The 25,852-nt window shown below is 65.9% G+C and carries 27 protein-coding genes; 8 read left to right on the top strand and 19 right to left on the bottom strand.

Going from position 1 to position 25,852, the window contains the following annotated elements; all coding sequences use genetic code 11:
* Positions 1-23: 23 nt before the first annotated feature.
* The 4 genes from C4B30_RS07010 to C4B30_RS06995 form a co-directional block, all read right to left on the bottom strand.
* Positions 24-170, bottom strand: coding sequence for an entericidin A/B family lipoprotein (locus C4B30_RS07010; RefSeq protein WP_027782619.1), 147 nt, complete (start codon positions 168-170; stop codon positions 24-26).
* Between the two features lie 3 nt (positions 171-173).
* On the bottom strand, positions 174-1,583 hold the full coding sequence (leuC, locus tag C4B30_RS07005) for a 3-isopropylmalate dehydratase large subunit (protein ID WP_089501475.1): 1,410 nt from the start codon (positions 1,581-1,583) through the stop codon (positions 174-176).
* A 216-nt stretch (positions 1,584-1,799) separates the two neighbouring features.
* Complete coding sequence (locus C4B30_RS07000; RefSeq protein ID WP_105132197.1) at positions 1,800-2,558, bottom strand: Tat pathway signal protein; 759 nt, start codon at positions 2,556-2,558, stop codon at positions 1,800-1,802.
* A gap of 35 nt (positions 2,559-2,593) precedes the next feature.
* Complete coding sequence (locus tag C4B30_RS06995; protein ID WP_105132196.1) at positions 2,594-3,415, bottom strand: hypothetical protein; 822 nt, start codon at positions 3,413-3,415, stop codon at positions 2,594-2,596.
* Positions 3,416-3,765: 350 nt separating this feature from the next.
* On the opposite strand from C4B30_RS06995, the gene C4B30_RS06990 reads away from it, so the two are divergent.
* Together C4B30_RS06990 and C4B30_RS06985 are read left to right on the top strand one after the other, a co-directional pair.
* Positions 3,766-4,089 (top strand): cupin domain-containing protein, encoded by a 324-nt coding sequence (locus C4B30_RS06990; protein ID WP_105132195.1) that lies wholly within the window; start codon positions 3,766-3,768, stop codon positions 4,087-4,089.
* Positions 4,090-4,210: 121 nt separating this feature from the next.
* On the top strand, positions 4,211-4,936 hold the full coding sequence (locus C4B30_RS06985) for a glutathione S-transferase (RefSeq protein WP_105132194.1): 726 nt from the start codon (positions 4,211-4,213) through the stop codon (positions 4,934-4,936).
* A 30-nt stretch (positions 4,937-4,966) separates the two neighbouring features.
* Here the strand turns inward: C4B30_RS06985 and C4B30_RS06980 are convergent, their stop codons facing one another.
* The 5 genes from C4B30_RS06980 to C4B30_RS06960 form a co-directional block, all read right to left on the bottom strand.
* Positions 4,967-6,562: an amino acid permease gene (locus tag C4B30_RS06980; protein WP_105132193.1), complete on the bottom strand. Its 1,596-nt coding sequence runs from the start codon at positions 6,560-6,562 to the stop codon at positions 4,967-4,969.
* Between the two features lie 102 nt (positions 6,563-6,664).
* Positions 6,665-7,129 carry an Lrp/AsnC family transcriptional regulator gene (locus C4B30_RS06975; RefSeq protein ID WP_027782612.1) on the bottom strand — a complete coding sequence of 155 codons (465 nt, stop codon included), beginning with the start codon at positions 7,127-7,129 and terminating at the stop codon, positions 6,665-6,667.
* A gap of 99 nt (positions 7,130-7,228) precedes the next feature.
* Complete coding sequence (locus tag C4B30_RS06970; RefSeq protein WP_089502320.1) at positions 7,229-7,987, bottom strand: dimethylarginine dimethylaminohydrolase family protein; 759 nt, start codon at positions 7,985-7,987, stop codon at positions 7,229-7,231.
* A 209-nt stretch (positions 7,988-8,196) separates the two neighbouring features.
* Positions 8,197-9,447 (bottom strand): DUF1479 domain-containing protein, encoded by a 1,251-nt coding sequence (locus tag C4B30_RS06965; RefSeq protein WP_105132192.1) that lies wholly within the window; start codon positions 9,445-9,447, stop codon positions 8,197-8,199.
* A gap of 110 nt (positions 9,448-9,557) precedes the next feature.
* Complete coding sequence (locus tag C4B30_RS06960) at positions 9,558-9,947, bottom strand: VOC family protein (RefSeq protein WP_105132191.1); 390 nt, start codon at positions 9,945-9,947, stop codon at positions 9,558-9,560.
* Between the two features lie 71 nt (positions 9,948-10,018).
* On the opposite strand from C4B30_RS06960, the gene C4B30_RS06955 reads away from it, so the two are divergent.
* Positions 10,019-10,996 (top strand): helix-turn-helix domain-containing protein, encoded by a 978-nt coding sequence (locus tag C4B30_RS06955; RefSeq protein ID WP_105132304.1) that lies wholly within the window; start codon positions 10,019-10,021, stop codon positions 10,994-10,996.
* Positions 10,997-11,086: 90 nt separating this feature from the next.
* Here C4B30_RS06955 and gltA read toward each other — a convergent pair whose 3' ends face one another.
* From gltA to C4B30_RS06920, 7 genes are all read right to left on the bottom strand, one after another.
* Positions 11,087-12,388, bottom strand: a complete 1,302-nt coding sequence (gene gltA, locus C4B30_RS06950) for a citrate synthase (RefSeq protein WP_027782607.1) — start codon at positions 12,386-12,388, stop codon at positions 11,087-11,089.
* A 53-nt stretch (positions 12,389-12,441) separates the two neighbouring features.
* The gene (locus C4B30_RS06945) at positions 12,442-12,714 is read right to left on the bottom strand and encodes an FAD assembly factor SdhE (RefSeq protein WP_027782606.1); all 273 of its coding nucleotides are present in this window, start codon (positions 12,712-12,714) and stop codon (positions 12,442-12,444) included.
* Between the two features lie 10 nt (positions 12,715-12,724).
* Positions 12,725-13,426: a succinate dehydrogenase iron-sulfur subunit gene (locus C4B30_RS06940; RefSeq protein WP_006479352.1), complete on the bottom strand. Its 702-nt coding sequence runs from the start codon at positions 13,424-13,426 to the stop codon at positions 12,725-12,727.
* 21 nt (positions 13,427-13,447) lie between these two features.
* Positions 13,448-15,223 (bottom strand): succinate dehydrogenase flavoprotein subunit, encoded by a 1,776-nt coding sequence (gene sdhA, locus C4B30_RS06935; protein ID WP_027782605.1) that lies wholly within the window; start codon positions 15,221-15,223, stop codon positions 13,448-13,450.
* Between the two features lie 3 nt (positions 15,224-15,226).
* The gene (gene sdhD / locus C4B30_RS06930; RefSeq protein WP_006487767.1) at positions 15,227-15,595 is read right to left on the bottom strand and encodes a succinate dehydrogenase, hydrophobic membrane anchor protein; all 369 of its coding nucleotides are present in this window, start codon (positions 15,593-15,595) and stop codon (positions 15,227-15,229) included.
* A 4-nt stretch (positions 15,596-15,599) separates the two neighbouring features.
* Complete coding sequence (gene sdhC / locus C4B30_RS06925; protein ID WP_027782604.1) at positions 15,600-16,016, bottom strand: succinate dehydrogenase, cytochrome b556 subunit; 417 nt, start codon at positions 16,014-16,016, stop codon at positions 15,600-15,602.
* 168 nt (positions 16,017-16,184) lie between these two features.
* Positions 16,185-17,009, bottom strand: a complete 825-nt coding sequence (locus C4B30_RS06920; protein WP_080681242.1) for a GntR family transcriptional regulator — start codon at positions 17,007-17,009, stop codon at positions 16,185-16,187.
* 288 nt (positions 17,010-17,297) lie between these two features.
* Between C4B30_RS06920 and C4B30_RS06915 the strand changes: the two genes are divergently transcribed.
* From C4B30_RS06915 to acnA, 5 genes are all read left to right on the top strand, one after another.
* Positions 17,298-18,284 carry a malate dehydrogenase gene (locus tag C4B30_RS06915; protein WP_006479357.1) on the top strand — a complete coding sequence of 329 codons (987 nt, stop codon included), beginning with the start codon at positions 17,298-17,300 and terminating at the stop codon, positions 18,282-18,284.
* 181 nt (positions 18,285-18,465) lie between these two features.
* On the top strand, positions 18,466-19,473 hold the full coding sequence (locus tag C4B30_RS06910; RefSeq protein ID WP_105132190.1) for an HpcH/HpaI aldolase/citrate lyase family protein: 1,008 nt from the start codon (positions 18,466-18,468) through the stop codon (positions 19,471-19,473).
* Between the two features lie 230 nt (positions 19,474-19,703).
* Entirely contained in the window at positions 19,704-20,219 is a 516-nt protein-coding gene (locus C4B30_RS06905; protein WP_027782600.1) for a hypothetical protein, read from the top strand.
* A 33-nt stretch (positions 20,220-20,252) separates the two neighbouring features.
* Positions 20,253-21,704, top strand: a complete 1,452-nt coding sequence (locus C4B30_RS06900) for a bifunctional 2-methylcitrate dehydratase/aconitate hydratase (RefSeq protein WP_105132189.1) — start codon at positions 20,253-20,255, stop codon at positions 21,702-21,704.
* Positions 21,705-21,751: 47 nt separating this feature from the next.
* Complete coding sequence (gene acnA / locus C4B30_RS06895) at positions 21,752-24,469, top strand: aconitate hydratase AcnA (protein WP_089501465.1); 2,718 nt, start codon at positions 21,752-21,754, stop codon at positions 24,467-24,469.
* A 114-nt stretch (positions 24,470-24,583) separates the two neighbouring features.
* Here the strand turns inward: acnA and C4B30_RS06890 are convergent, their stop codons facing one another.
* The 3 genes from C4B30_RS06890 to C4B30_RS06880 are packed head-to-tail and all read right to left on the bottom strand — an operon-like array spanning position 24,584 to position 25,766.
* On the bottom strand, positions 24,584-25,015 hold the full coding sequence (locus C4B30_RS06890) for a DUF1801 domain-containing protein (protein WP_027782597.1): 432 nt from the start codon (positions 25,013-25,015) through the stop codon (positions 24,584-24,586).
* Positions 25,012-25,443, bottom strand: coding sequence for an SRPBCC family protein (locus C4B30_RS06885; RefSeq protein ID WP_105132188.1), 432 nt, complete (start codon positions 25,441-25,443; stop codon positions 25,012-25,014). Before C4B30_RS06885 ends, C4B30_RS06890 begins: the two co-directional genes overlap by 4 nt.
* Complete coding sequence (locus C4B30_RS06880) at positions 25,443-25,766, bottom strand: ArsR/SmtB family transcription factor (protein WP_027782595.1); 324 nt, start codon at positions 25,764-25,766, stop codon at positions 25,443-25,445. Before C4B30_RS06880 ends, C4B30_RS06885 begins: the two co-directional genes overlap by 1 nt.
* Between the last annotated feature and the right edge of the window lie 86 nt (positions 25,767-25,852).

Below are 25,852 nucleotides of genomic sequence, written 5' to 3'. Positions count from 1 at the left end.
TCGACAAATTCTCGGTGGCAGCGTCAGTCCGCGGCGCGCTGCAGCGCGTTGCCGGCGGAATGGACGTCCTCGCCGAAGCCTCGGACGGTATTGCAGCCGGCCAGGCCGAAGCCCAGCCCCGCCAGCGCCAGCACGGCAACCAGCCGCGCAATGATTTTCGATGCCGTCACGTGTTACCCCAACTGGCGAATGTCGACGAAGTGACCTTCGATCGCCGCGGCCGCGGCCATCGCGGGGCTCACGAGATGCGTGCGACCGCCCGCGCCCTGCCGGCCCTCGAAGTTGCGGTTCGACGTCGACGCGCAGCGCTCGCCCGGCTCGAGCCGGTCGGCGTTCATCGCGAGGCACATCGAGCAGCCCGGCTCGCGCCATTCGAAGCCCGCATCGGTGAATACCTTGTCGAGCCCTTCGCGCTCGGCCTGCGCCTTCACCAGGCCCGAGCCCGGCACGACCATCGCGAGCCGCACGTTCGGCGCGACGCGGCGGTTCAGCTTCTTCACGACATACGCGGCCGCGCGAATATCTTCGATCCGGGCGTTCGTGCACGAGCCGATGAAGATCTTGTCGACCTTGATCGCTTCGATCGGCGTGTTCGGCTCGAGCGCCATGTAGGCCAGCGCGCGCTCCATCGCGTCGCGCTTGACCGGATCCTTTTCGCGCTCGGGATCGGGCACGCGCCCGTCGATCGACGTGACCATTTCCGGCGACGTGCCCCACGTGACCTGCGGGACGATCTCGGCCGCGTTCAGCTCGACCACGCGATCGAACTGCGCGCCGTCGTCCGACTTGAACTGGCGCCAGTATTCGACGGCCTGATCCCATTCCGCGCCGGTCGGCACGAACGGACGGCCCTTCAGGTAATCGATCGTCGTATCGTCGACGGCGACCATGCCCGCGCGCGCGCCGGCCTCGATCGCCATGTTGCAGACGGTCATGCGGCCTTCCATCGTCAGCGCGCGAATGGTCGAGCCGCCGAATTCGATCGCGTAGCCCGTGCCGCCCGCGGTGCCGATCTTGCCGATGATCGCGAGCACGATGTCCTTCGCGGTACAGCCGCGCGGGAGTGCGCCCTCGACCTTCACGAGCATGTTCTTGCTCTTCTTCTGCAGGAGCGTTTGCGTCGCGAGCACGTGCTCGACTTCCGACGTGCCGATGCCGTGCGCGAGCGCGCCGAACGCGCCGTGCGTCGACGTATGCGAATCGCCGCACACGATCGTCATGCCCGGCAGCGTCGCACCCTGCTCCGGCCCGATGATGTGGACGATGCCCTGGCGCATGTCGTTCATCTTGAACTGCGTGATGCCGAATGCGTCGCAGTTCGCGTCGAGCGTGTCGACCTGCAGCTTCGAGACGGGATCGGCGATGCCGTGGCTGCGGTCCGTCGTCGGCACGTTGTGGTCCGACACGGCCAGGTTCGCGCTGATGCGCCACACCGGACGCTGCGCGATCTTCAGCCCTTCGAACGCCTGCGGGCTCGTGACTTCATGCAGCAGCTGACGGTCGATGTAGAGCAGGGTCGTGCCGTCTTCCTCGGTGTGGACCACGTGGGTGTTCCACAGTTTGTCGTAGAGAGTCTGTGCCATGGGTATGCGGGGTCGTTGTGACTACAAGCCTTGCGGATGCGGTCGATTATGCCACGCGGAACCCGCCACGGCGCAGGCGGCACGCGAAAAAACCCATTAAAAACAGTGGTTTGGCTGGTAGTGCCAATACCTGTATCGGCATTACCAGCCAAAACGGGGCACGCACGAGCCGGCGCGCGGCGAGCGCGCGTGCGGGGCCTGTATCCGTGACCTCGCTCAGCCGTTCGGATATTCGCGATTGATCAATTCGAGCCGCAGCATCGCGAGCTGCATGCCGGCGTTGCTCATCAGGTAAAGATCGCGCCGTCGCATCGCCGCATGCTGCGCCGATGCATCGTAGACGTTCGGCAGCGACAGCCCTCCCGGCACCGCTGCCTGCATCCCCGCCGCGTTCGATACGCGCACGGCGATCGACGCCTGATCGCGATGGGTGACCACGCCGATCTTGCCGAGCGCCGCGGCCGACCCGGCCTGCCTGACGATCGAGGCGGCCACGCCATCGGGCGTCGATATCGGGCTGCCTGCGACCGCGGCAGGCGTCGGGATCGACGTCACGCCGGCCGCCAGTCCGTACTTCGACGCGAGCACGCTCGCGACTTCCTGCTGCGCGAAGATCGGCACCGCGACTTTCTGCCGGAGCTGGAACACGGTATCGGCGATCGCCTCGTTCACGGGGCCCGGCACCGGCGTGGCGGCCGATGCCCCGGCGCGACTGCCGAAGCCGAACGCGACGATCGTGTCGATGGCGGCGGCGTCGACGGTCGGCGGCGTCCACGAGAAAAACGTGTCGAGCAGGTAACCGGTTTCGTCGGCGGCGGTCGCGCGATCGTTCAGTTCGTTGGTCAGCTTGCCGAGCATCTGGCGCTGCAGTTCGGCATCGGAAACGGGGACGTCGCCCGCGAAAGCGGGTGCGGCGGCGGCGCACGATGCGGCGAGCAATGAAGTGGAAGCCAGGAAATGGCGGCGGTTCGTCATGGTCACGGGAGTCGAATGAAAAACAATGGAAAGCATCAGCCCTTGGGGAACGCCTGCATCGTCGCGGTCATCGCGTGCGTCAGCATCTGCGCATACATGTCGTGTACGAGATAGAGGCTGCGGTTGCGCGTCCACGGCTGGCCCGACTGCGGGTCGTACGTCGTCGGCAGCGGCACCTCGGCGACTGCAGCGGCCGTCATGCCCGCCTGCTGCGAGGTCTGGATGCAGCGCTTCGCATGATCGCGATGGCCGACCACCGCGACGGTGCCCATCGCCGCCGCCCCGCCCGCGCGCGATACGGCCACGGCCGCGACACCCGCGGTGCTCAGGTACATGATCGAGCCGTCGCTCGCGATCACCGGCTCGATCGACGACAGCGCGTCGGCGCCCAGCCCGTACTTCGACACGAGAAAACGCGCGATTTCCCACTGCGCGTAGACCTTGACGGGTTTCAACTGGCGGATGCGGTACACGGCGTCCGCGAGCGCTTCGTTCACCGGCCCTGGGTCGGGCAGCGCCGACTGGTTGCCGCCGGTGCTCGACGTATTGCCGCTCGCCGCGTTCGGGCGATTGCCGAAGCTGTACGCGACGATCGCGCCGATCCGCGCGGCCGGCGCCGTCGGCAGCGCCCATGTGAAGCCGACATCGGTCATCGCCGGCACGATCGCATCGACCGTCGCCGCATCACCGAGCTGGGCGTTCAGTTTCGCGGACATTTGCGCGGCGAGCGCGGCGTCGCCGATCGGCGCCGACGTGACGTCGTCGCCGCCACACGCGCTGAGCAATGAAGCCGCCGCGACGGCCGGCGCGGCGGACAGGAACGTTCTGCGGGACGAAACCGGGGAATGCTGACTCATGAGTGCGAGACGAAAGAATGCGAATAACGAGCGCGCATGGCTGCAGGCACGATCGCCGGATTTCGCGGGATCAAAGGGAAAGGCCATCGGGCAATCACGCACGAATCGGCATCGCGACGTGTGGTCGACTGGCGAAGCGCGATCGTAGGCGGCGTCGGTTAAATTGCGGTGAAAATGCCGGTCGAATCCGCTCGGCTGCTGCTCCGTTCCGCCGATGGTCGAATCCGTTTCACATGTGGCGAGCTGATCGCGCCTTTGTTTCGCCGATGGCCATCGCGGAGTTTCGAGATATCGACATGCGCGCTACGATGGCGCAACGCACGTTCCCGTGATCCGGACCCGGAGCCCCCATGAAGCTCGGCCTGAACGAATCGCTTGCGCGCCTCGACGAGGCGGGCACACTGTTCACGACGCTGTTTCGCCACGGCACGCTCGACGTCGAGCTGTACCGGCCGCGCATCGAGGACCGGCAGACTCCGCATGTGCGCGACGAGATCTACGTGATCGCCGCCGGCACGTCGCGCTTCGTCGTCGACGGGCGCGAATGCGACGTCGCGGCCGGCGACGCGCTGTTCGTCCCCGCGCACGCCGAGCACCGCTTCGTCGGCTTCTCGGACGATTTCTCGACGTGGGTGTTCTTCTACGGTCCCGAAGGCGGCGAACGCGGCGCGTGACGCACGACGCGCGCGGCACTTTTCAGACGATCTCCTAGACTGTCTATTCGCAGCGGGCGCCGCATGGCCGCCCCATCGTCACGCAGCCGGCAGCATTCGGTGCAACGAACAGGAGAACAGCATGCGATATGAACTCTATTACTGGCCCGAAATCCAGGGTCGCGGCGAATACGTGCGGCTCGCGCTCGAAGCGGCCGAAGCCGATTACGTCGACGTCGCGCGCGAATCGGGGCGCGGGATGGGCGTGTCGGCGATGATGCGCATGATGGACAGCACGAAAGCCGAATGCGTGCCGTTCGCGCCGCCGTTCCTGAAGGCGGGCGACGTGGTCGTCGGGCAGACCGCGAACATCCTGCTGTTTCTCGGCGCGCGGCTCGGGCTCGCGCCGGACGACGAAGCCGGCCGGCTGTGGGTGCACCAGATCCAGCTGACCGCCGCAGATTTCATCACCGAGATCCACGACACGCACCATCCGATCGGCAGCGGCCTGTACTACGAGGACCAGAAGGCGGAAGCGGCCGAGCGCTCGGCCGATTTCCTAGAGAACCGGCTGCCGAAATTCCTCGGCTACTTCGATCGCGTGCTCGAACAGAACCCGCACAAGAGCGGGTATATCGCGGGCAGCACGCTCAGCTATGCGGACCTGTCGATGTTCCAGTTGATCGAGGGCCTGCGCTATGCGTTCCCGAAAGCGATGAAGCGCGCGGAGCGCAAGGTCGCGGCGCTCGTCGCGCTGCACGATCGCGTCGCGCAGCACCCGCCCGTCGCGCGCTACCTCGAGTCGGAGCGCCGCATCCCGTTCAACGACATGGGGATCTTCCGGCACTATCCGGAGCTGGACATGTAACGCCGGCAAGGTCCGCACCCGCGCGGGCGGTCAGTGCGGCTGCCCGTGCTGCGCGTGCTGCGCGTGCTGCGCGGCGGCCGCGTCGACGGCCTCGACCGAGCGCGTGAGCCACGGCCCGATGTCCATCTCCTCGTAGCGCACGAGCCGGCTCTTGCGCGCGCGGCGATACGCCCACCAGAGCGCGACGAAGAGCGGAATCCACACGTAGATCGACAGCACTTCCATCCAGTCGATGCGCGCCGCGAAGAACGCCTGGTAATCCTGGCCGAGCGAAATCACGATGCAGACCACGATCGCGAACACCGGCCCGAACGGAAACCATTTCGCGCGATACGGCAGTTGATCGAGCCGATAGCCCTGCTTCAAAAATCCCTTGCGGAACCGGTAATGGCAGACCGCGATGCCGAGCCACGCGATAAACCCGGTGATGCCGACCGTATTCAGCAGCCACAGATAGATGCGCTGGTTGTTGGTCAACGACGTGAGGAAACACAACCCGCCGACGGCCATCGTCGCGTACAGCGCGTTGCGCGGCACGCCGCCCGGCGACAGCCTCGCGAACATGGCCGGCGCGCGCCCTTCCGATGCGAGGTTGTACAGCATCCGCGTCGCCGCGTAGGTGCCGGAGTTGCCGGCCGACAGCACGGCCGTCAGGATCACCAGATTCATCGCGCCGGCGGCGAGCGGGAACCCCGCGTGGCTGAACACCAGCGTGAACGGACTCACGCCGATGTCGGTCACGTCGCTCTTCAGCAGGTTCGGATCGGTGTACGGCACGAGCAGGCCGATCACGAAGATCGCGAGCACGTAGAACAGCATGATCCGCCAGAAGATCTGCTTCACCGCGCGCGGGATGGTCTTGCGCGGGTTTTCCGATTCGCCGGCCGTGATGCCGACCAGCTCGGTGCCGAGGAACGAAAAACCCGCGATCAGCGCGACGCTCATCATCGCGTGCACGCCGCCGACGAACGGCGCGTCGCCGGTCGTGAAGTTGCGCCAGCCGACCGGATGCCCGGTGCCGGTATGCCCGGTGCCGGTATGCCCGCCGCCGGTATGCCCGCCGCCGAGCACGCCGGCCGCGATCAGCAGCCCGGCCGCGATGAACGCAATCACGGTGACGACCTTGATCAGCGAGAACCAGTATTCCGATTCGCCGAAGCCGCGCACCGACAGCGTATTGAGCAGGAAGATCAGCACGAGGAAGCTCGCGCCCCACCACACGCCCGGCACCGACGGAAACCAGTAGCGCATCACGATTTGCGCGGCGACCAGTTCGATCGCGATCGTCACCGCCCAGCTGTACCAGTAGGTCCAGCCGAGCGCGATGCCGAAACCTTCGTCGACGTACTTCTCGCCGTAGATCGCGAACGAGCCCGATACCGGCATCAGCGCGGCCATCTCGCCGAGCCCCGTGACGACGAAGTAGACCATGATCCCGATCGCGAGATACGCGGCGATCGCTCCGCCCGGCCCCGCCTGCGCGACGGACGCGCCCGACGCGACGAACAGCCCCGTGCCGATCGAACCGCCGATCGCGATCATCGCGATGTGGCGGCCCTGCAGCCGGCGCTTCAGCGTCGCCCCGGACGGCGCGGCCGTCTGCGCTGCCGCTTGCATAGCATCCATAGTGTTCATCCTGATTGTGACCCGGCCAACCGATTTGATTTGGAATGCAAATCGATTGATCCGGTCATTCGCGTTGAAATCGGCCCTGCCGGGCCGGTCGCCTCACACGACGCTGCGCTTGATCGCCTGCAGTTCGGCCGTCGTCACGATCTTCTCGATCCGGAACCGCGGACTTTCCAGCCACGCGTTCGCGATCCGCCGGTACTCGTCGAGATCCTCGCACGCGAGCCGCACGAGAAAATCGAACGTGCCGCTGACGAGCCAGCAATCGAGCACGGCCGGATTCGCGCGCATTTCCTCCTCGAACGGTGCCTGCGAGCGCCCATGATCGGCCAGCACGATCTGCGCGATCACGACGATCGGCTTGGTCGCGCGCGGCGCCTTGATCACCGCGCGGTACCCTTCGATCACGCCGAGCGCCTCGAGCCGCTCCACGCGCGCCTGGCACGGCCGCGGCGTGAGGTTCACGCGTTCCGACAGCTTCCGGTAGGAAATTCGCCCGTCGGTACGCAGAATGTCGAGGATCCGGAGATCGATCTTGTCGAGCTGCATCTTCTTGTCGGTCATCCGCGTTCGCTCCGGTCGGGTCCTGGCTCATGCGCGGAGCGTCTGCCGTTCCGCGCGGGGGGCCACATTATCCGGCCGAAGCGGCCGCGCGCCAATCGGCTAGAACCGCAGCGACAGGCAGGTCAGGCCGCCGTCCATCTTGCGGAACTCGCTCGTGTCGATCACGTGCAGCGGCAAACCGAGCGACGCGATCGCGTCATGCACGCGCGGATAACCGGCCGGTGTGATCAGCGTGCCGTTCACGCGCAGCGTGTTGCCCGCGTATTCGTCCGCGGCCGCGATCGCGATCCGGCGATAGTCGGCGAACGCCGGATGCGCGGCCAGCGCGTCGGTCACGAGCAGCGTGTCGTCGCCGAGCGCGTTGACGACCGATTTCAGGTGGAGGCCGGCGCCGACCGGCACCGCGACGACCGAATAGCCATGGCGCGACACCAGCGCGTCGAACGCGGCGATGCCCTCGGCATCGGTACGGCTCGTCAGGCCGATGAAGAAGCGCTTGCCGACCAGCATCACGTCGCCGCCGTCGAGGCGGCCGGACTGCATCGGCAGCAGGTCGCGATGGGCGGCCAGCGCCGCTTCGATATGAACCGTCTCGCCGCGCCGGGCGGGCGCGCCGGGGCGCGTGATCACCGCGAATTCCGGCGTGACGACGGCGACGTCCTCGACGAAATGCGAATCGGGAAACGCATCCAGAGGCGGCAGTTCGGTCAACTTGACGCCGAGCCCGCGCAGCGCGTCGCAGTATGCGTGGAACTGCGTGAGCGTCTTGTCGTAGTCGGGCGCCCCGAGCGCGGCAGTGGTGAGGCCTGCGCCACAGGACGGCGCGGGACGGCGAACGATCGCTTGCGTGAATTGCATCGACTCCTCCATGATCTGCGCCGCCTCCGTGCGGCGCACGGGCCGGCGGCGTTGTGTCCGGACCATTATCGGAAGCCAAATTGCGCAATTCGCGTCGATTTCGGCGGCACCGACAGCCGTTTGCGTCGAATTGCGCGCACCCCGCAGCGGATTCGGCAGACGGGCCGTTCGCCGTGTCGCGAACGGCCGTTTCGCCCGCCGCACGCGCGTTACGCGCCGGGCTCGAATCCCATCTGCGCACGGCCGAGCGCCGTGAGCTCGCCCTCCCCCGCGCGTCCGTCGAATTCGACCTCGAAATGATCGGCCGGGAAATCGGGCGGGCTGTCGCCACGCAGGAACGCGGAACGCTGGCGGTGCAGGTACGCGTCGTTCTTCGCGCAGCCGGGCGCGGCCGCGATGTACATCACGTTGCTGTCGCCGCTGCCGCGATGCGCATCCTCGACCGCATGCACGACATCGCCGTGCCAGAACACCGCGTCGCCCGGCGCCATGTGCGGGATCGGCACCAGCGCGTCGAGCAGCAGCGCATGCCATTCGGGCCGGATCGACAGCGCGCGGCCGGGACGCGCGCCGCACAGGTCGTCGTCGGCCACGTCGTCCTGCAGCGCACGCAGCACGACATAGGCCATCGCGTTCGCGACCGGGATCAGCTGCAGCGTGCCGTCGCCGGGCCCCTGCGGCGTCAGTGCGGTCCAGCCCTGGAACGTGCGGAACATCGAGCACACGGCCGGCGATGGAATCTCCTCGACGTCGGGACGAAACGCCGCATCGAACGGATCGTAATCGCGCCAGCGGCCGGCCAGCACGTGGCGATAAACCCGGCGAAAATTCGCGCCGAGCCAGCGCTCGACGGAGCCGCCGTCGACATGCGGCGACAGCCCGAGCGACGTCGAGCCGGGCGGCCGGCGGCGAATCCGGTCCGCATAGGCGGGCACCTGGTCGGGATCGAAATGCGCGCGTGCGCCGTCCGCATGCCGCCACAGGCGATTCAGGAACACCCGCGCCTGCGTGAGCGCCGGCGACTGGCGCGCAGCGACCTGCGGCTTCGACCAATAAACGCCGTAGATCTGCGGCTTGCCCGACGCGAGGTTGCCGAAATAGCGGTCTTCCGCGCGCGCGTGCAACCGGTCGGCGAAGCGGTTCGCCTCCAGATACGCGCCGATCTCGTCGTTCCAGTCGCGCGCCTGCCGCGCATCGAACACGCCGCGGATCACGACCGCGCCATGCGTGCGGATCGCGGCAATCGCGTGCGGATCGACCTTGCCGCCCGCGATATCCGCGAACGGCACGACCGGAATCACGTCGCGGCCCTGCGCGTGCGCGCGGCGGATCGCGTCGACCTGCCGTGCGATGTCGCCTTCCAGCTCGCGGAACGTGGCCGCATAACCGGGCAGGTCGGCGCGCAGCGCCCGTTTGGTCGCTTGGATCGCGGCCGGCAGATCGTCAATCGTCAGTTGCATCGTCGTCTCCTCGCTGAAGCGTGTCGTGATGTGCTGTCAGCGTAAGGCCGGCGCATGGCCGATATCACTACGATCCGGCCAATGATCGATACAATCCTGACAATCGTGCATCACTCGCGACGATGGCAGACCACGCAGAGCTTGTTGCCGTCCGGGTCGCGGAAATAGGCGCCGTAGTAGTCGCGGTGATAGTGCGGCCGCAGGCCCGGCGGCCCTTCGCAGCTGCCGCCCTGTCGCAGCGCGAGCGCGTGGCAGCGATCGACGTGTGCACGGGTCGGCGCATCGAACGCGATCGTGTGGCCATTGCCCGGTTCGGGCGGCCGGCCATCGAGCGGCTTGCCGAAAAAGAACAGCGGCCGCTCGGCGTCGGCTGGCATCCAGCCCGACCAGCCATCCGGTTCGCGGAATTTCAGGTGCAGCCCGAGTTCCGCGAACAGCGGCGCGTAGAAATCGTAGGCGCGCGCCGTATCGCTGACGCCCACGCAAACATGTGAAAACATGGCATCGCTCCGTGGTGACGATCGCTCACGATCATGCCACGACGCGCTGCCCGCCCCTACCGGAGGCCGCGATGAAACCGCAATACGAACACGTGACGTTCGCGCCCGGCTGTTCGATCCGCGTCTATCACCGTCAGCTCGCGCGCATTCCGTTCGAGTGGCATCGCCACCCCGAGTACGAACTGACGCTGACGCTCAACAGCCGCGGCCAGCGCTTCATCGGCGATCATGTCGCGCGCTACGCGGACGACGATCTCGTGCTCGTGCCGCCCAACCTGCCGCATACGTGGTCGTCGAACGCGCGCATCGATCGCGACGCGCCCGAGGTCGCGCTCGTCGTCTGGTTCGACGGAGACTGGGTGCGGCGGCTGGCCGACTGCTGCCCCGAATACGCGCCGCTGCGCTCGCTGCTGCGGCGCGCGGCGCCGGGCCTGCGCTTCGACGTGGAGACGGCCCGCGCGATGCGCGCGCGACTGCCGTTGTTGCTCGATCCGTCGCCGCGCGTAAGGCTCGCGGCCACGCTCGACACGCTTGCCGATCTCGCGCAAGCCGGCGGCGAACCGCTCGCCACCGCGCACGCGTACGACCGGCCCGACGGCGCATCCTCGCCCGCCGACTCGGCCGCGCCCGAAACCGAACGCCTCGATCGCGTGCTCGACGCGATCGACCGGCATTTCCACGAACCGCTGCGCATCGACGCACTCGCCGCTGCCGCCCACCTGTCCGAACGCACGCTGCAACGGCTGTTCGTCCGGCATCTCGGCGAAAGCGTGGGCCGCTACGTGCAACGGCTGCGGCTCGCGCACGCCTGCCGCCATCTCGTCGCCACCGACTGGCCGATCGCGACGGTGGCCGAACGCTGCGGCATTCCGAATGCCGCGAACTTCAATCGCCAGTTCCTCGCCGCGCGCGGCACGACGCCCGGCGCGTACCGGCAGTTCTTCAAGCAGCACGGCCACGCACCCGACGACGATGCGCCGGCGCTCGACACCCGGCCGCCGTCGCTGGAGCGCCCCGCCGGATCGGGCCAACGTCGGCCGCGCAAATGAAAACACCCCGACGGGCTGACCCGTCGGGGTGTCGTGGCGTTGCGATTGCCCGGCGCGAGCGGCCTGCCGGCCGTTCGCGCCGCACACGGTTCAACGTGCGTTGAGCGGCTTCGCTTCGCGCGGCGTATCGCCGATGAACAGCTGGCGCGGACGGCCGATCTTCTGTTCCGGATCGGCGATCATTTCGTTCCACTGTGCGATCCAGCCGACCGTACGTGCCATCGCGAAGATACACGTGAACATCGACGTCGGGATGCCCAGCGCGCGCTGGACGATGCCCGAGTAGAAGTCGACGTTCGGGTACAGCTTGCGCGACACGAAGTATTCGTCTTCCAGCGCGATCTTCTCGAGCTGCATCGCGAGCTTGAACAGCGGGTCGTCGTGCAGGCCCAGTTCGTTCAGCACTTCGTAGCACGTTTCGCGCATCAGCTTCGCACGCGGGTCGTAGTTCTTGTACACCCGGTGACCGAAGCCCATCAGCTTCACGCCCGAATTCTTGTCCTTCACCTGCTTGATGAATTCGGGGATGTTGTCCGGCGAACCGATCTGCTCGAGCATGTTCAGCGCGGCTTCGTTCGCACCACCGTGCGCCGGGCCCCACAGACATGCGATACCGGCCGCGATACACGCGAACGGGTTCGCGCCCGACGAACCGGCCAGGCGGACCGTCGACGTCGATGCGTTCTGCTCGTGGTCGGCGTGCAGGATCAGGATACGGTCGAGCGCGCGAACCAGCACGTCATTGACCTTGTACTCTTCGCACGGGTTCGAGAACATCATGTGCATGAAGTTCGCGCTGTACGACAGTTCGTTCTTCGGATAGACGAACGGCTGGCCGATGCTGAACTTGTACGCCATCGCGACGAGCGTCGGCAGCTTCGCGATCATGCGGATCGCCGACACTTCGCGGTGGCGCGGGTCGTTGATGTCGAGCGAGTCGTGATAGAACGCCGACAGCGCGCCGACGGCCGCCACCAGCACCGCCATCGGGTGCGCGTCGCGACGGAAGCCGCGGAAGAAGAAGTGCATCTGCTCGTGCACCATCGTGTGCTTCGTGACGGTGTCGACGAATTCCTTCTTCTGCGCGGCGTTCGGCAGTTCGCCCTTCAGCAGCAGGTAGCAGCTTTCGAGGAAGTCCGCGTTCTGCGCGAGGTTGTCGATCGGGTAGCCGCGGTACAGCAGTTCGCCCTTGTCGCCGTCGATGTACGTAATCGCCGAATTACAAGCTGCCGTCGACATGAAGCCCGGGTCGTAAGTGAACTTGCCGGTCTGGCCGTACAGCTTGCGGATGTCGATCACGTCCGGGCCCATCGTGCCCTTGTAGATCGGCAGTTCGACGCTCGGCGAGTTGTCGCTGAACGATAGCGTGGCTTTAACATCAGACGGAGTCATGGCACATCCTCAATCGAAATAAAGAAACGGGATTCGATAACGGGCGTAACGTGTTACACGTTGCGCAGCATCTCCAACAGCCGGCGGATGTCCGGGCTGTCTAGGTCGCCCTCTGGTTCCTTGCGCGCGAGGAGCAAGTCCATCAGGTCGTTGTCGCTCAGATCGAGCAGGCGCGACAACGCGCCTACGTCTGCATCGGTGAGGTCATGCTCGTATCTGCCGAAGAAACGCTCGAATACGATGTCGTTTTCCAGCAGACCCCGCCGCGCGCGCCAGCGAAGGCGCGCGCGGCGGTGCGGGTCGGATTGATGCGAATCGTCGCTCATTGCTCCGGCCTTAAACCGCGCGGCGAACCATCAGTTCCTTGATCTTGCCGATCGCCTTCGTCGGGTTCAGGCCCTTCGGGCAAACGTCGACGCAGTTCATGATCGTGTGGCAACGGAACAGACGGTACGGGTCTTCCAGATTGTCGAGACGCTCGCCGGTGGCGGTGTCGCGGCTGTCCGCGATGAAGCGGTAAGCCTGCAGCAGGCCGGCCGGGCCGACGAACTTGTCCGGGTTCCACCAGAAGCTCGGGCACGACGTCGAGCAGCTCGCGCACAGAATGCACTCGTACACGCCGTCGAGTTCGTCGCGCTCTTCCGGCGACTGAAGGCGTTCCTTCTCCGGCGGCGGCGCGTCGTTGATCAGGTACGGCTTGATCGAGTGGTACTGGTTGAAGAAGTGCGTCATGTCGACGATCAGGTCGCGCACGACGGGCAGGCCCGGCAGCGGACGCAGCACGATCTTCTGCGGCAGGTCGTTCAGGTTCGTCAGGCACGCGAGACCGTTCTTGCCGTTGATGTTCATCGCGTCCGAACCGCACACGCCTTCGCGGCACGAACGGCGGAACGACAGCGTCTCGTCCAGTGCCTTCAGCTTGACCAGCGCGTCGAGCAGCATGCGTTCATGCTGGATCTCGAGCTCGTACGTCTGCATGCGCGGCGCTGCGTCCTTGTCCGGATCGTAGCGGTAGACTTCAAAAATGCGTTTTGCCATTTCGGATTCCTTTGACTCGGCTTAGAACGTGCGCGGCTTCGGCGGCACGGATTCGACCGTCAGCGGCTTCATTTGAACCGGCTTGTAGTCGAGGCGATCGCCTTCGCTGTACCACAGCGTGTGGCGCAGCCAGTTCTCGTCGTCGCGGTGTTCGTAGTCGCTGTGCGCGTGCGCGCCGCGGCTTTCCTTGCGCGCTTCCGCCGACACCATCGTCGCGCGGGCCACTTCGATCAGGTTCTCCAGCTCGAGCGCTTCGACGCGCGCGGTGTTGAACACCTTCGACTTGTCCTTCAGGTGGATGCTTTCCACGCGCGCCGCCAGGCCGGCCATCTGGTCGACGCCTTCCTTCAGCAGCGCCGACGTGCGGAACACGCCTGCGTGCTTCTGCATCGTCGCGCGGATGTCGTTCGCGACGTCCTGCGTGTATTCGCCCGACGTCGACTTGTCGAGCTTGTTCAGACGCGCCAGCGAGAATTCGCCCGCATCGGCCGGCAGCGGCTTGTGTTCCTTCTGGCTCTTCACATGCTCGACGATGTGGTTGCCGGCCGCGCGGCCGAACACCACGAGGTCCAGCAGCGAGTTCGTGCCGAGGCGGTTCGCGCCGTGCACGGACACGCACGAGCACTCGCCCACTGCGTAGAAGCCGTTGACCGGTTCCTTGTGATCGCGCGACGTGCCGACGACCTGACCGTGGATGTTGGTCGGAATGCCGCCCATCTGGTAGTGGATCGTCGGGACGACCGGGATCGGTTCCTTGATCGCATCGACGTTCGCGAACTTCAGCGCGATTTCGCGGATCGACGGCAGACGCTTCATGATCGTCTCGGCGCCGATGTGCGACAGGTCGAGCAGCACGTGATCCTTGTTCGGACCCACGCCGCGGCCTTCCTTGATTTCCTGGTCCATCGAACGCGACACGAAGTCACGCGGCGCCAGATCCTTCAGCGTCGGCGCGTAGCGCTCCATGAAGCGCTCGCCGTTCGCGTTGCGCAGGATGCCGCCTTCGCCGCGCACGCCTTCGGTGATCAGCACGCCCGCGCCGGCCACGCCGGTCGGGTGGAACTGCCAGAACTCCATGTCCTGCAGCGCGATACCCGAGCGCGCCGCCATGCCGAGGCCGTCGCCGGTGTTGATGAACGCATTGGTCGATGCCGCGAAGATCCGGCCTGCGCCGCCCGTCGCGAACAGCGTCGTCTTGCCTTCCATGATGTAGACGTCGCCCGTCTCCATCTCCAGAGCCGTCACGCCGAGCACGTCGCCGTCCGCGTCGCGGATCAGGTCGAGCGCCATCCATTCGACGAAGAACTGCGTCTTCGCTTCGACGTTCTGCTGGTACAGCGTGTGCAGCAGCGCGTGACCGGTACGGTCGGCGGCCGCGCAAGCGCGCTGGACCGGCTTCTCGCCGTAGTTCGCGGTGTGGCCGCCGAACGGGCGCTGGTAGATCGTGCCGTCCGCGTTGCGGTCGAACGGCATGCCGAAGTGTTCGAGTTCGTACACGACGTTCGGCGCTTCACGGCACATGAATTCGATCGCGTCCTGGTCGCCGAGCCAGTCGGAGCCCTTGATCGTGTCGTAGAAGTGGAAGTGCCAGTTGTCTTCGCTCATGTTGCCGAGCGACGCACCGATACCGCCTTGCGCGGCCACCGTGTGCGAACGCGTCGGGAACACCTTCGACAGCACGCCGACCGACAGGCCCGCGCGCGACAGTTGCAGCGCCGCGCGCAAGCCGGAGCCGCCCGCACCGACGATCACGACGTCGAACTTGCGGCGCGGGAGGGAAGTTTTGATTGCAGCCATTCTTTACACTCTCCAGAGAATCTGCGCGGCGTAGCCCGCACATGCGAGCAGCCAGACGATGGTCAGCGATTGCAGCAGCAGGCGCACACCGACGGGCTTCACGTAGTCCATCCAGATGTCGCGCACGCCGACCCATGCGTGGTAGAAGAGGGAAAGCAGCATCACGAAGGTTGCGAGCTTCATCCATTGCGCGGCGAAGATCGAGGCCCAGCCTTCGTACGAAAAATCGTGCGCGCCGAAGAACAGGACGAGCAGAATGACCGTGTAGACCGCCATGATCGTGGCGGTGACGCGCTGCGCGAGCCAGTCGCGCAGGCCGTAGTGTGCGCCGACGACGAGGCGCTTCGAGCCGATTCGGTTATTGGCTGCCATTTTCTTAGAATGCTCCGAACAGTTTGAGTGCCATGGCGATCGTCAGCGCGATCGAGACGACAAAGACGACGACGGCCGTCCGCTTGCCGCCTTCCTTCGTGACGGCGTCGTGGTTGACGTCCATCAGCAGGTGGCGAATGCCGGCGCAGAAATGGTGGAAGAAGGCCCACGACAACGCGAGGACGATCAGCTTGACGACGATGTTGGAGAGGAAAACCTTGAAGACTTCGAAGCTGAGCTCGGAGGTGAGGCTCTGGTCGAAGAGGAACAGCAGGAACGGCAGGAACAGAAACAGCAGCGCGCCGCTGACTCGGTGGAGAATCGACAATGTCGCCGCCAGCGGCATGCGATATTTCAACGTGATGTCGCCGATTCCGATGTTCCGGTATTCCGGCCTCGGCTTTCTTACTGCGTCAGTCATGCTAGACCCCTACTATGTTGTCACACTAATCCGCGATTTTAGCGCCTTTTTATATCGCGCTGCAGCGAAAGTCTGCTCTGGATAGTTGCGCGAACTAGAATAAAGGCGGCCCGAAACGTGCTTCGCGAGCGTGGGAAACGCGAATGCACGCGGTTGAGCCGAACGTCGTCAGCTCAAGTCATTCTGATAGTAGTACCCGGTTGTGACATACCAGCCGCGACGCACTTCCACCGGCCGGTCCCCGTACGTATAGGACACGCGCTCGACCGACAGCAGCGGGAAGCCCGCCGGCACGTGCAGCAGGTCGGCCACCGCCGGATCCGCCGCCACCGCGCGGATCTTCTCCGTCGCGCGGATCATCCGCGTACCGAACTCCGTCTCGAACATCGCGTAGAGCGGCCCCTTGTACTCGCTCAACCGCTCGAACGTGAGGCCGCGGAACATCGCGCCCGGCAGCCAGATCTCGTCGAGCACCGTCACTTCGCTGTCGAATTCCAGCAGGCGGCGCACCTGCACGACGGGATCGGCGGGCTTCAGGTCGAGCTGCCGCGCGATCTCGGCCGGCGCGCGCAGGCGCCGGCACTCGAGCAGACGGCTCACGTGCGGATGCTCGGCGCCGTCGTCGGCCAGCAGACGCAGGAAGCGGAATTGCGCGCGATCCTCGTTGTGCGTTGCAACAAAAGTACCCTTGCCCTGGCGCCGGACCACGAGGTTTTCGGCGGCCAGCTCGTCGATCGCCTTGCGCACGGTGCCTTGGCTGACCTTGTAACGGGCCGCGAGCTCCACTTCGCTGGGGATGATCTCACCGGGCTTCCATTCGCCGGATTCGAGGCTTTGCGTGATCAATGACTTGATCTGCTGGTATAACGGGCTGAACGTCGGCGATGCGGACGCCGCGGGCGAGGCCGCGGCGTCGCCCGCGCCCGGCTGCCCTGGGCCGCCTGCGCCGGTCTGATTCGCGGTGTTCGCCTGGTTCGATGTCATGGCGCGCATTTCATCACAAACCGCACTTTTTCGTCCACTCAATTTCCGCAAAACATCTGTCTTATATAAGACATATGATACCGTTTGACTTTGCGCGTGACGCCTCCTACACTCCCGGTCGAGCAAGGGTTCGCGGGTGCAACAGCGCGTCCCCGGCTACGTGCCACGGCCGTCTCCAGGTTCACCGCGTCTGCCATCGCGAGTCCTCCGCCCTGCTTCAATGCAACGCTACGCACAACGCGCATAGAATGGCGTTTTCGCTCGCGTCCAACGCTTCACCCGTCCTGGAGATTTTCAATGGCTAAGCCCGCAAAGCGCGTTGCCGTCACCGGCGCCGCAGGTCAAATCGCTTACTCCCTGCTGTTCCGCATCGCGAACGGCGACCTGCTCGGCAAGGACCAGCCGGTCATCCTGCAACTGCTCGACCTCCCGCAAGCCCAAGGCGCCGTCAAGGGCGTCGTGATGGAACTCGACGACTGCGCGTTCCCGCTGCTCGCGGGCGTCGTGATCACCGACGATCCGAAGGTCGCATTCAAGGATGCAGACGTCGCGCTGCTGGTCGGTGCGCGTCCGCGCTCGAAGGGCATGGAGCGCAAGGACCTGCTGTCGGCGAACGCCGAAATCTTCACGGTTCAGGGCGCCGCGCTGAACGAAGTCGCGAGCCGCGACGTGAAGGTGCTGGTCGTCGGCAACCCGGCGAACACGAACGCGTACATCGCGATGAAGTCGGCGCCGGATCTGCCGAAGAAGAACTTCACGGCCATGCTGCGCCTCGACCACAACCGCGCGCTGTCGCAGCTCGCCGCCAAGTCGGGCAAGCCGGTCGCGTCGATCGAGAAGCTCGCCGTGTGGGGCAACCACTCGCCGACGATGTACCCCGACTTCCGCTTCGCGACCGCAGAAGGCGAATCGCTGCTGAAGCTGATCAACGACGACGTCTGGAACCGCGACACGTTCATCCCGACCGTCGGCAAGCGCGGCGCGGCGATCATCGAAGCGCGCGGCCTGTCGTCGGCCGCGTCGGCAGCCAACGCCGCGATCGACCACGTCCGTGACTGGGTGCTCGGCACGAACGGCAAGTGGGTCACGATGGGCATCCCGTCGGACGGCTCGTACGGCATCCCCGAAGACATCATCTACGGCGTGCCGGTCACCTGCGAAAACGGCGAATACAAGCGTGTCGAAGGCCTGGAAATCGACGCGTTCTCGCGCGAGAAGATGGACGGCACGCTGGCCGAACTGCTCGAAGAGCGCGACGGCGTCGCCCACCTGCTGAAGAACTAAGCATCACGCATCGAGCCGGGCGGCCTGCGGGGGCCCGGCTTCGGCACGGGCCGGCACGCCGCCGGCCCTGCCGATCGATCCGATCCGCGCACGTTTTGCCGCCCCGCGCCCGACGCTGCGGCCCAGAACCTGCCCGAATCCGATTTTCTCCACGTTGACCCGCTTCCCTGACGTAGAAGAGATGGCCGCGCTCACTCCTGCACAAGTGCTGTACGACGGGGCGTCACCGCCCGCGATCCTGCCCTGCTGCGATCACTACGCGGGCAGCGAGAAGCTGATGCGCAAGTCGCTTGCGCTGCAGGCCGAGCTGGGCCCGGTGTTCGACCTCACGCTCGACTGCGAGGACGGCGCGGCCGTCGGCGAGGAAGCCGCGCACGCGGCGCTCGTCGCCGAGCTGCTCGGCAGCGCCGAGAACCGCTTCGGCCGCGTCGGCGTCCGCATCCACGATTTTTCCCACCCGCACTGGCGCGACGACGTGCGCATCGTGCTGCGCGCATCGCGCGTACCCGCCTACATCACGCTGCCGAAGGTCGCGAACGCCGCCGACGCGGCCGAAATGACCGCGTTCATCGAAGGCACGCGCCGCGAGCTCGGCATCGCGCAGCCGATTCCGGTCGACGTGCTGGTCGAGACGCACGGCGCGCTCGCGCAGGCGGCCGCCCTCGCCGCGCTGCCGACGGTCGGCACGCTGAGCTTCGGGCTGATGGATTTCGTCTCCGCGCACCACGGCGCGATTCCCGATTCCGCGATGCGCTCGCCCGGCCAGTTCGACCACCCGCTCGTACGCCGCGCGAAGCTGGAAATCGCCGCGGCCTGTCACGCGCACGGCAAGACGCCGTCGCACAACGTGACGACCGAGGTGCGCGACATGGGCGTCGTCGCCGGCGACGCGCGCCGCGCGCGCGACGAATTCGCATTCACGCGGATGTGGAGCATCCACCCCGCGCAGATCCGTCCGATCGTCGACGCGTTCGCACCGCGCACCGACGAAGTCACGCTGGCCGCCGAGATCCTGCTGGCCGCGCAGGCCGCCGACTGGGGCCCGACGCGCCACGGTGATACGCTGCACGATCGCGCGAGTTATCGTTATTACTGGTCGGTGCTGCGCCGCGCGCGAGCCACCGGCCAGCCCGTACCGGACGAGGCCGCGCCGCTGTTCGGCCCGGCCACCGCGGGCGCTGCGCGTTGAGTGCGCGCCGCCCGCCGCTACACGAGTTTCATGCATTCGCCGAGGCGCGAACCGGACAGACGTTTGCGAAACGACAAAAAACGTAACGGAGCCCGAAAACCTGATATATGCGCGGCCAAATAGGTGAAAATAGCGGCCGCTGCGCGCTTTCGGGGCGCGTGCAGTTTCAAACCGGCCGGCGGTTTCGATTGCCGGCCCTTGTCAACTGATTATCGAAAGGTTCTGACTCCATGAAGAAACTCCTGATCGCTACCGCCATCGGCGCCTTGTCCGCCACGATGCTGGTGTCGGCTCCGAGCGCGTTTGCCCAGGGTACGGCCACCACGACCGCGAAGAAGGCAACGGCCAAGCGCCCGGCGCCGGCCAAGCGCATCATCCCGCGCAGCAAGAAGGCGCAGGCACGCGCAGCGGCCAAGGTCGATCCGGTACCGGACGGCGCGGTCAAGTGGTCCTGTAAGGAAGGTCTGTCGTTCGACCTCGCCGGCGACATGAAGCGCGACCAGGTCGTCACGGTTCACTGGGCGAAGAAGAACTACAAGCTGCCGCGTCAGGCCACGACGACGGGCGCCGACACGTTCTACGATCCGGCAGCAGGCTTCAAGCTGGTCGTGATCCCGACCAAGGCGATGCTGTTCTCCGACGCAAACGGCGGCGAGCGTCTCGCGGACGAATGCGTGACGCCGGAAATGGCGCAAGGCACGGCAGCACCGACGCAGGCGAACGAGCTGAAGCCGGCAACGAACTAAGCGCGCGCGTTTTTCCGCTCCCCCGGCCCCTCGATGTCCGCCCCGGTCTCCAACGTCCGCTCTGCTCCGGATACGGTACTCGTCGATATCGTCGACTACGTGCTGAATGCCGGTATCGACAGCGCGCTCGCGCTGGAGACGGCGCGTCATTGCCTGATCGACACGCTCGGATGCGGACTCGAGGCGCTGTCCTACCCTGCCTGCACCAAGCTGCTCGGCCCCGTCGTGCCCGGCACGATCGTGCCGAACGGCGCGAAGGTGCCGGGCACGTCCTTCCAGCTCGATCCCGTCCAGGCCGCGTTCGGCATCGGCGCGATGATCCGCTGGCTGGACTTCAACGACACCTGGCTCGCCGCCGAATGGGGTCATCCGTCCGACAACCTCGGCGGAATCCTGGCGACGGCCGACTGGCTCTCCCGCACGGCCCGCGCGGCCGGCCGGAAGCCGCTTACCATGCGCGACGTGCTGGTCGCGATGATCCAGGCCCACGAGATCCAGGGCTGCCTCGCCCTCGAGAATTCGTTCAACGCGGTCGGGCTCGACCACGTGCTGCTCGTGAAGGTCGCATCGACGGCCGTCGTCGGCCGGCTGCTCGGGCTCACGCGCGACGAGCTGATCAACGCGGTCTCCCATGCGTTCGTCGACGGCCACGCGCTGCGTACCTACCGCCATGCGCCGAACACCGGTTCGCGCAAATCCTGGGCGGCCGGAGACGCCACGTCCCGCGCGGTGCGCCTCGCGCTGATCGCGAAAACGGGTGAAATGGGCTACCCGTCGGCGCTCACCGCCAAGACCTGGGGCTTCTACGACGTGCTGTTCGACGGCAAGCCGTTCCGCTTCCAGCGCCCGTACGGCACGTACGTGATGGAAAACGTGCTGTTCAAGATTGCGTTCCCCGCCGAATTCCATGCGCAGACGGCCGCCGAGGCCGCGCTGCAACTGCACGCGCAGCTCGCCGCGGAAGGCCGCACGACCGACGACATCGGCCGGATCACGATCCGCACGCATGCGGCCGCGATCCGCATCATCGACAAGCAGGGCCCGCTCGCCAATCCGCCCGACCGCGACCACTGCATCCAGTACATGGTCGCCGTGCCGCTGCTGTTCGGCCGGCTGACCGCGGCCGACTATGAAGACTCGGCCGCGGCGGACCCGCGCATCGACGCGCTGCGCGCGAAAACCGTGTGCGTCGAGGATCCGCAGTTCACGAAGGATTATCACGATCCGGACAAGCGATCGATCGCGAATGCGCTGACGATCGAGTTCACGGACGGATCGAAGCTTGCCGAAGTGGCGGTCGAGTACCCGCTCGGCCATCGGCGCCGCCGTGCGGACGGCATCCCGCTGCTGGTCGATAAATTCCGGACCAACCTCGCCCGCCGCTTCCCGGCCAAGCAGCAGCAAGCGATTCTCGACGTGTCGCTGGACCAGGCAAAGCTCGACGCGATGCCGGTCGATGAGTACGTCGACTTGTATGTGATATAGCCCTACAGGACTCTTTGTTTCCTAGCCTCAAACCCAGGAAAATCACCATGGCCCACAATCTCCACAAGACCCTCAAGGAATTCGACAGCGGTTCCGGCAAAGGCAAGTTCTACTCGCTGCCGCAACTCGGCAAGGAGCTGAAGACGAAGATCGAACGCCTGCCGGTGTCGATCCGCATCGTGCTCGAGTCCGTGCTGCGCAACTACGACGGCAAGAAGATCACCGAAGAGCACATCGAGCAGCTCGCGAACTGGAAGCCGACCGCGAAGCGCGTCGACGAGATTCCGTTCGTCGTGTCGCGCGTCGTGCTGCAGGACTTCACGGGCGTGCCGCTGCTCGCCGACATCGCGGCCATGCGCGGCGTCGCCGAGCGCACGGGCAAGAACCCGAAGAAGATCGAACCGCTGGTCCCGGTCGATCTCGTCGTCGACCACTCGGTCCAGATCGACTACTTCCGCCAGAAGGACGCGCTCGACCTGAACATGAAGCTGGAATTCCAGCGCAACAACGAGCGCTACCAGTTCATGAAGTGGGGCATGCAGGCGTTCGACACGTTCAAGGTCGTGCCGCCGGGCGTCGGCATCGTCCACCAGGTGAACCTCGAATACCTCGCGCGCGGCGTCCACAAGAAGGCGGACGGCGGCGACACCGTGTACTACCCGGACACCCTCGTCGGCACGGACAGCCACACGACGATGATCAACGGCATCGGCGTGGTCGGCTGGGGCGTGGGCGGCATCGAGGCGGAAGCCGGCATGCTCGGCCAGCCGGTGTACTTCCTGACGCCGGACGTCGTCGGCGTCGAGCTGAAGGGCAAGCTGCGCGAAGGCGTGACGGCCACCGACCTGGTGCTGACGATCACAGAAATGCTGCGCAAGGAGAAGGTCGTCGGCAAGTTCGTCGAATTCTTCGGCGAAGGCACGAAGTCGCTGTCGCTGCCGGACCGCGCGACGATCGGCAACATGGCGCCGGAATACGGCGCGACGATGGGCTTCTTCCCGGTCGACGAAAAGACGATCGACTACTTCGAAGGCACGGGCCGCACGAAGGCCGAAATCGCCGCGTTCGAAAACTACTTCAAGGCGCAGCAGCTGTTCGGCATTCCGAAGGCCGGCGACATCGACTACACGAAGACGGTGACGCTCGACCTGGCGACGGTCGCCCCGTCGCTGGCCGGCCCGAAGCGCCCGCAGGACCGCATCGAGATCGGCCACGTCAAGTCGACGTTCACCGATCTGTTCTCGAAGCCGGTCGCGGAGAACGGCTTCGCGAAGAACGCGGACGACCTGAACGCGCAATACACGACGAGCAACGGCGTCGACGTGAAGAACGGCGACATCCTGATCGCCGCGATCACGTCGTGCACGAACACGTCGAACCCGAGCGTGCTGCTGGCCGCGGGCCTGCTCGCGAAGAAGGCGGTCGAGGCCGGCCTCACGGTCGATCCGAAGATCAAGACGTCGCTCGCGCCGGGATCGCGCATCGTCACCGAGTACCTGACGAAGACGGGCCTGCTGCCCTACCTGTCGAAGCTCGGCTTCGAAGTCGCGGCCTATGGCTGCACGACCTGTATCGGCAACGCGGGCGACCTGACGCCGGAACTGAACGAAGCGATCACGACGAACGACATCGTCGCGGCGGCCGTGCTGTCGGGCAACCGTAACTTCGAAGCGCGTATCCACCCGAACATCCGCGCGAACTTCCTCGCCTCGCCGCCGCTCGTCGTCGCGTACGCGATCGCCGGCAACATCACGCGCGACCTGATGACCGAGCCGGTCGGCAAGGGCAAGGGCGGCCGCGACATCTACCTCGGCGACATCTGGCCGACGAGCGACGAAATCCACGCGCTGCTCAAGTTCGCGCTCGATCCGAAGAAGTTCGAGGACAACTACTCGAAGCTGACCAAGAAGGGCGACCTCTGGAGCAAGATCGAGGGCGAATCGGGCGAGGTCTACGACTGGCCGAAGTCGACCTACATCGCCGAGCCGCCGTTCTTCGGCAACGACTTCTCGATGGAGCCGGCTGCCTCGATCCCGACGGTCAAGGGCGCGCGCGCACTGGGCATCTTCGGCGACTCGGTCACGACCGACCACATCAGCCCGGCAGGCTCGATCAAGGAAGATTCGCCGGCAGGCAAGTGGCTGAAGGAAAACGGCGTGCAGAAGGCCGACTTCAACAGCTACGGCTCGCGCCGCGGCAACCACGACGTGATGATGCGCGGCACGTTCGCGAACGTCCGGATCAAGAACCTGATGATCCCGGTGAAGGCGGACGGCACGCGCGTCGAAGGCGGCCTGACGATCCACCAGCCGAGCGGCGAACAGCAGTCGATCTACGACGCGGCCATGCAGTACGTTGCCGCCGGCACGCCGACCGTCGTGTTCGCGGGCGAGGAATACGGCACGGGTTCGTCGCGCGACTGGGCCGCGAAGGGCACGCAGTTGCTCGGCGTGAAGGCCGTGATCGCGCGCAGCTTCGAGCGCATCCACCGCTCGAACCTGGTCGGCATGGGCGTGCTGCCGCTGCAGTTCAAGGGCGCGGACAGCGTCCAGTCGCTCGGCATCACCGGTGAAGAGACGTACGACATCGAAGGCCTCGGCGACGACTTCAAGCCGCAGCAGGACGTCACGCTCGTGATCCATCGCAAGAACGGCGAAACGCAGCGCGTGCCGGTGCTGCTGCGCATCGACACGCCGATCGAAGTCGACTACTACAAGCACGGCGGGATCCTGCCGTTCGTGCTGCGCTCGCTGCTCGCAGCGTAAGCGCCCTGCTTTTGCAGGTGCCGCAGCCGCCTCGCGGGCGGTTGCGGCCGATTTGGATGCCCGACCTCGTGTCGGGCTTTTTTTCGTCCGCGCTTCATGCGGCCTTACGCGGCCTTAAGCCGCCTTGTCCGCGCGCGCCTTCGCGCCCGCCCCTCGCGCGTTCTTTTTCAGGTGCGTGCGGTTGTATTCGATCGCCGCGCGCACGAGGTTCTTCAACGCCCGCTTGTCGAGCTTGTCGCCTTCGAACAGATCGATCGCGCGTCGCGCATTGCCGTCGAGGCCGTCGTTGAACAGCTTGTCGGGATCAGGAAGCTGCGCGCCGTGCATGAAGGTCACTTTCACCTTGCCCTTGTGCGCGTTCGCAACCGCGATCATCCCGTCGCATGACCAGACGGGGCTGCCCATCCATTTCCATTCCTCGACGATGCCCGCTTGCGCGGCGAGGATCGTCTGGCGCACGTCGGCGAAGGTCTTGCCGCGCCAGTCGGCGATGCCTGCGATCAGCGCATCGATGCGCGCCGACGGGGTGAGGTCCGTTGCACTCATGCGCGGGCCTCCGTGCCTTCGTCGGGACGCGACAGCACCTGTTCGAGCGATTCGAAGAACCGTACCCAGCCGTACTGCGCGCCGCGGTACGCCTGCTCCTGGTCGGGGCGGAAGCCGACCTGCTCCATGCGCAGGTGCGTGCCGGCCGGCGTCGGCGTGAGCGTCCACGTCACGATGCTTTCGAGCCCGTGGGCCGCCCACGTATAGGACAGCGCGCGGTGCGGCTCGATCGTGAGAACGGTGCAGTCGACCGAGCCCCAGTCCGCGCGGAAACTGAAGGCATGGCCCGCGACGGGCTCGAAGTCGCTCTTCATGAGCCACGCCTCGATCAGGTGCGGTTGCGTGAGCGCGCGCCAGATCTTCTCCGGCGGATGGGGCAGCTCCCGGTCGACGACGACGGAGCGCGTTTCGGTAGTGGCCTGGTTCATTACTGATCCATCCTTTTGAGCAGATCTTCGAGGGCATCGAACCGGCTCTGCCAGAAGCCTGCCATCTGGCTCGTCCAGTCGATCAACGGGGCCAGCGCTTGCGGCTGCGCGCTGTAGTGGGTCTGCCGGCCTTCGTGACGGTCATTCACGAGCCCGGCCTGCTTCAGGACGCCAAGGTGCTTCGACACGGCCGGCTGCGAGACACCCGCATGGGCGGTCAGCGCGGCAACCGTCAGCTCCCCTTCCGCGCACAGCCGCTCGAAAAGCGCGCGGCGCGTGGGATCGGCAAGCGTCCTGAAAAGCGTGTCCTGAGTGGTTTGCATGTCGTCCAAAATCCATAACCGGTCGGTTATGGATTGAAGGATATCCGCTGATCGGCGCGCGTCAAGGCGGAATTTCGCGAACACCG

It is taken from the genome of Burkholderia sp. BE12, assembly GCF_002959955.1.
Classification (GTDB): Bacteria; Pseudomonadota; Gammaproteobacteria; order Burkholderiales; family Burkholderiaceae; genus Burkholderia.
The sequence above is the reverse complement of the archived record's forward strand: the minus strand, read 5'-3'. Positions and strand labels throughout refer to the sequence as shown.

Excerpts from the sequence above, each read along its gene's own strand:
- C4B30_RS07000 (WP_105132197.1), bottom strand. The coding sequence starts at position 2,558 with ATGACGAACCGCCGCCATTTCCTGGCTTCCACTTCATTGCTCGCCGCA.
- C4B30_RS06960 (WP_105132191.1), bottom strand. The coding sequence starts at position 9,947 with ATGTTTTCACATGTTTGCGTGGGCGTCAGCGATACGGCGCGCGCCTAC.
- C4B30_RS06975 (WP_027782612.1), bottom strand. The coding sequence starts at position 7,129 with ATGACCGACAAGAAGATGCAGCTCGACAAGATCGATCTCCGGATCCTC.
- C4B30_RS06885 (WP_105132188.1), bottom strand. The coding sequence starts at position 25,443 with ATGAACCAGGCCACTACCGAAACGCGCTCCGTCGTCGTCGACCGGGAG.
- C4B30_RS06955 (WP_105132304.1), top strand. The coding sequence starts at position 10,019 with ATGAAACCGCAATACGAACACGTGACGTTCGCGCCCGGCTGTTCGATC.
- sdhA (WP_027782605.1), bottom strand. The coding sequence starts at position 15,223 with ATGGCTGCAATCAAAACTTCCCTCCCGCGCCGCAAGTTCGACGTCGTG.
- C4B30_RS06985 (WP_105132194.1), top strand. The coding sequence starts at position 4,211 with ATGCGATATGAACTCTATTACTGGCCCGAAATCCAGGGTCGCGGCGAA.
- C4B30_RS06940 (WP_006479352.1), bottom strand. The coding sequence starts at position 13,426 with ATGGCAAAACGCATTTTTGAAGTCTACCGCTACGATCCGGACAAGGAC.
- C4B30_RS06900 (WP_105132189.1), top strand. The coding sequence starts at position 20,253 with ATGTCCGCCCCGGTCTCCAACGTCCGCTCTGCTCCGGATACGGTACTC.
- gltA (WP_027782607.1), bottom strand. The coding sequence starts at position 12,388 with ATGACTCCGTCTGATGTTAAAGCCACGCTATCGTTCAGCGACAACTCG.
- C4B30_RS06965 (WP_105132192.1), bottom strand. The coding sequence starts at position 9,447 with ATGCAACTGACGATTGACGATCTGCCGGCCGCGATCCAAGCGACCAAA.
- C4B30_RS06880 (WP_027782595.1), bottom strand. The coding sequence starts at position 25,766 with ATGCAAACCACTCAGGACACGCTTTTCAGGACGCTTGCCGATCCCACG.
- leuC (WP_089501475.1), bottom strand. The coding sequence starts at position 1,583 with ATGGCACAGACTCTCTACGACAAACTGTGGAACACCCACGTGGTCCAC.
- C4B30_RS06945 (WP_027782606.1), bottom strand. The coding sequence starts at position 12,714 with ATGAGCGACGATTCGCATCAATCCGACCCGCACCGCCGCGCGCGCCTT.
- acnA (WP_089501465.1), top strand. The coding sequence starts at position 21,752 with ATGGCCCACAATCTCCACAAGACCCTCAAGGAATTCGACAGCGGTTCC.
- sdhC (WP_027782604.1), bottom strand. The coding sequence starts at position 16,016 with ATGACTGACGCAGTAAGAAAGCCGAGGCCGGAATACCGGAACATCGGA.
- C4B30_RS06990 (WP_105132195.1), top strand. The coding sequence starts at position 3,766 with ATGAAGCTCGGCCTGAACGAATCGCTTGCGCGCCTCGACGAGGCGGGC.
- C4B30_RS06995 (WP_105132196.1), bottom strand. The coding sequence starts at position 3,415 with ATGAGTCAGCATTCCCCGGTTTCGTCCCGCAGAACGTTCCTGTCCGCC.
- C4B30_RS06890 (WP_027782597.1), bottom strand. The coding sequence starts at position 25,015 with ATGAGTGCAACGGACCTCACCCCGTCGGCGCGCATCGATGCGCTGATC.
- C4B30_RS06915 (WP_006479357.1), top strand. The coding sequence starts at position 17,298 with ATGGCTAAGCCCGCAAAGCGCGTTGCCGTCACCGGCGCCGCAGGTCAA.
- C4B30_RS06905 (WP_027782600.1), top strand. The coding sequence starts at position 19,704 with ATGAAGAAACTCCTGATCGCTACCGCCATCGGCGCCTTGTCCGCCACG.
- sdhD (WP_006487767.1), bottom strand. The coding sequence starts at position 15,595 with ATGGCAGCCAATAACCGAATCGGCTCGAAGCGCCTCGTCGTCGGCGCA.
- C4B30_RS06910 (WP_105132190.1), top strand. The coding sequence starts at position 18,466 with ATGGCCGCGCTCACTCCTGCACAAGTGCTGTACGACGGGGCGTCACCG.
- C4B30_RS06980 (WP_105132193.1), bottom strand. The coding sequence starts at position 6,562 with ATGGATGCTATGCAAGCGGCAGCGCAGACGGCCGCGCCGTCCGGGGCG.
- C4B30_RS06920 (WP_080681242.1), bottom strand. The coding sequence starts at position 17,009 with ATGCGCGCCATGACATCGAACCAGGCGAACACCGCGAATCAGACCGGC.
- C4B30_RS06970 (WP_089502320.1), bottom strand. The coding sequence starts at position 7,987 with ATGCAATTCACGCAAGCGATCGTTCGCCGTCCCGCGCCGTCCTGTGGC.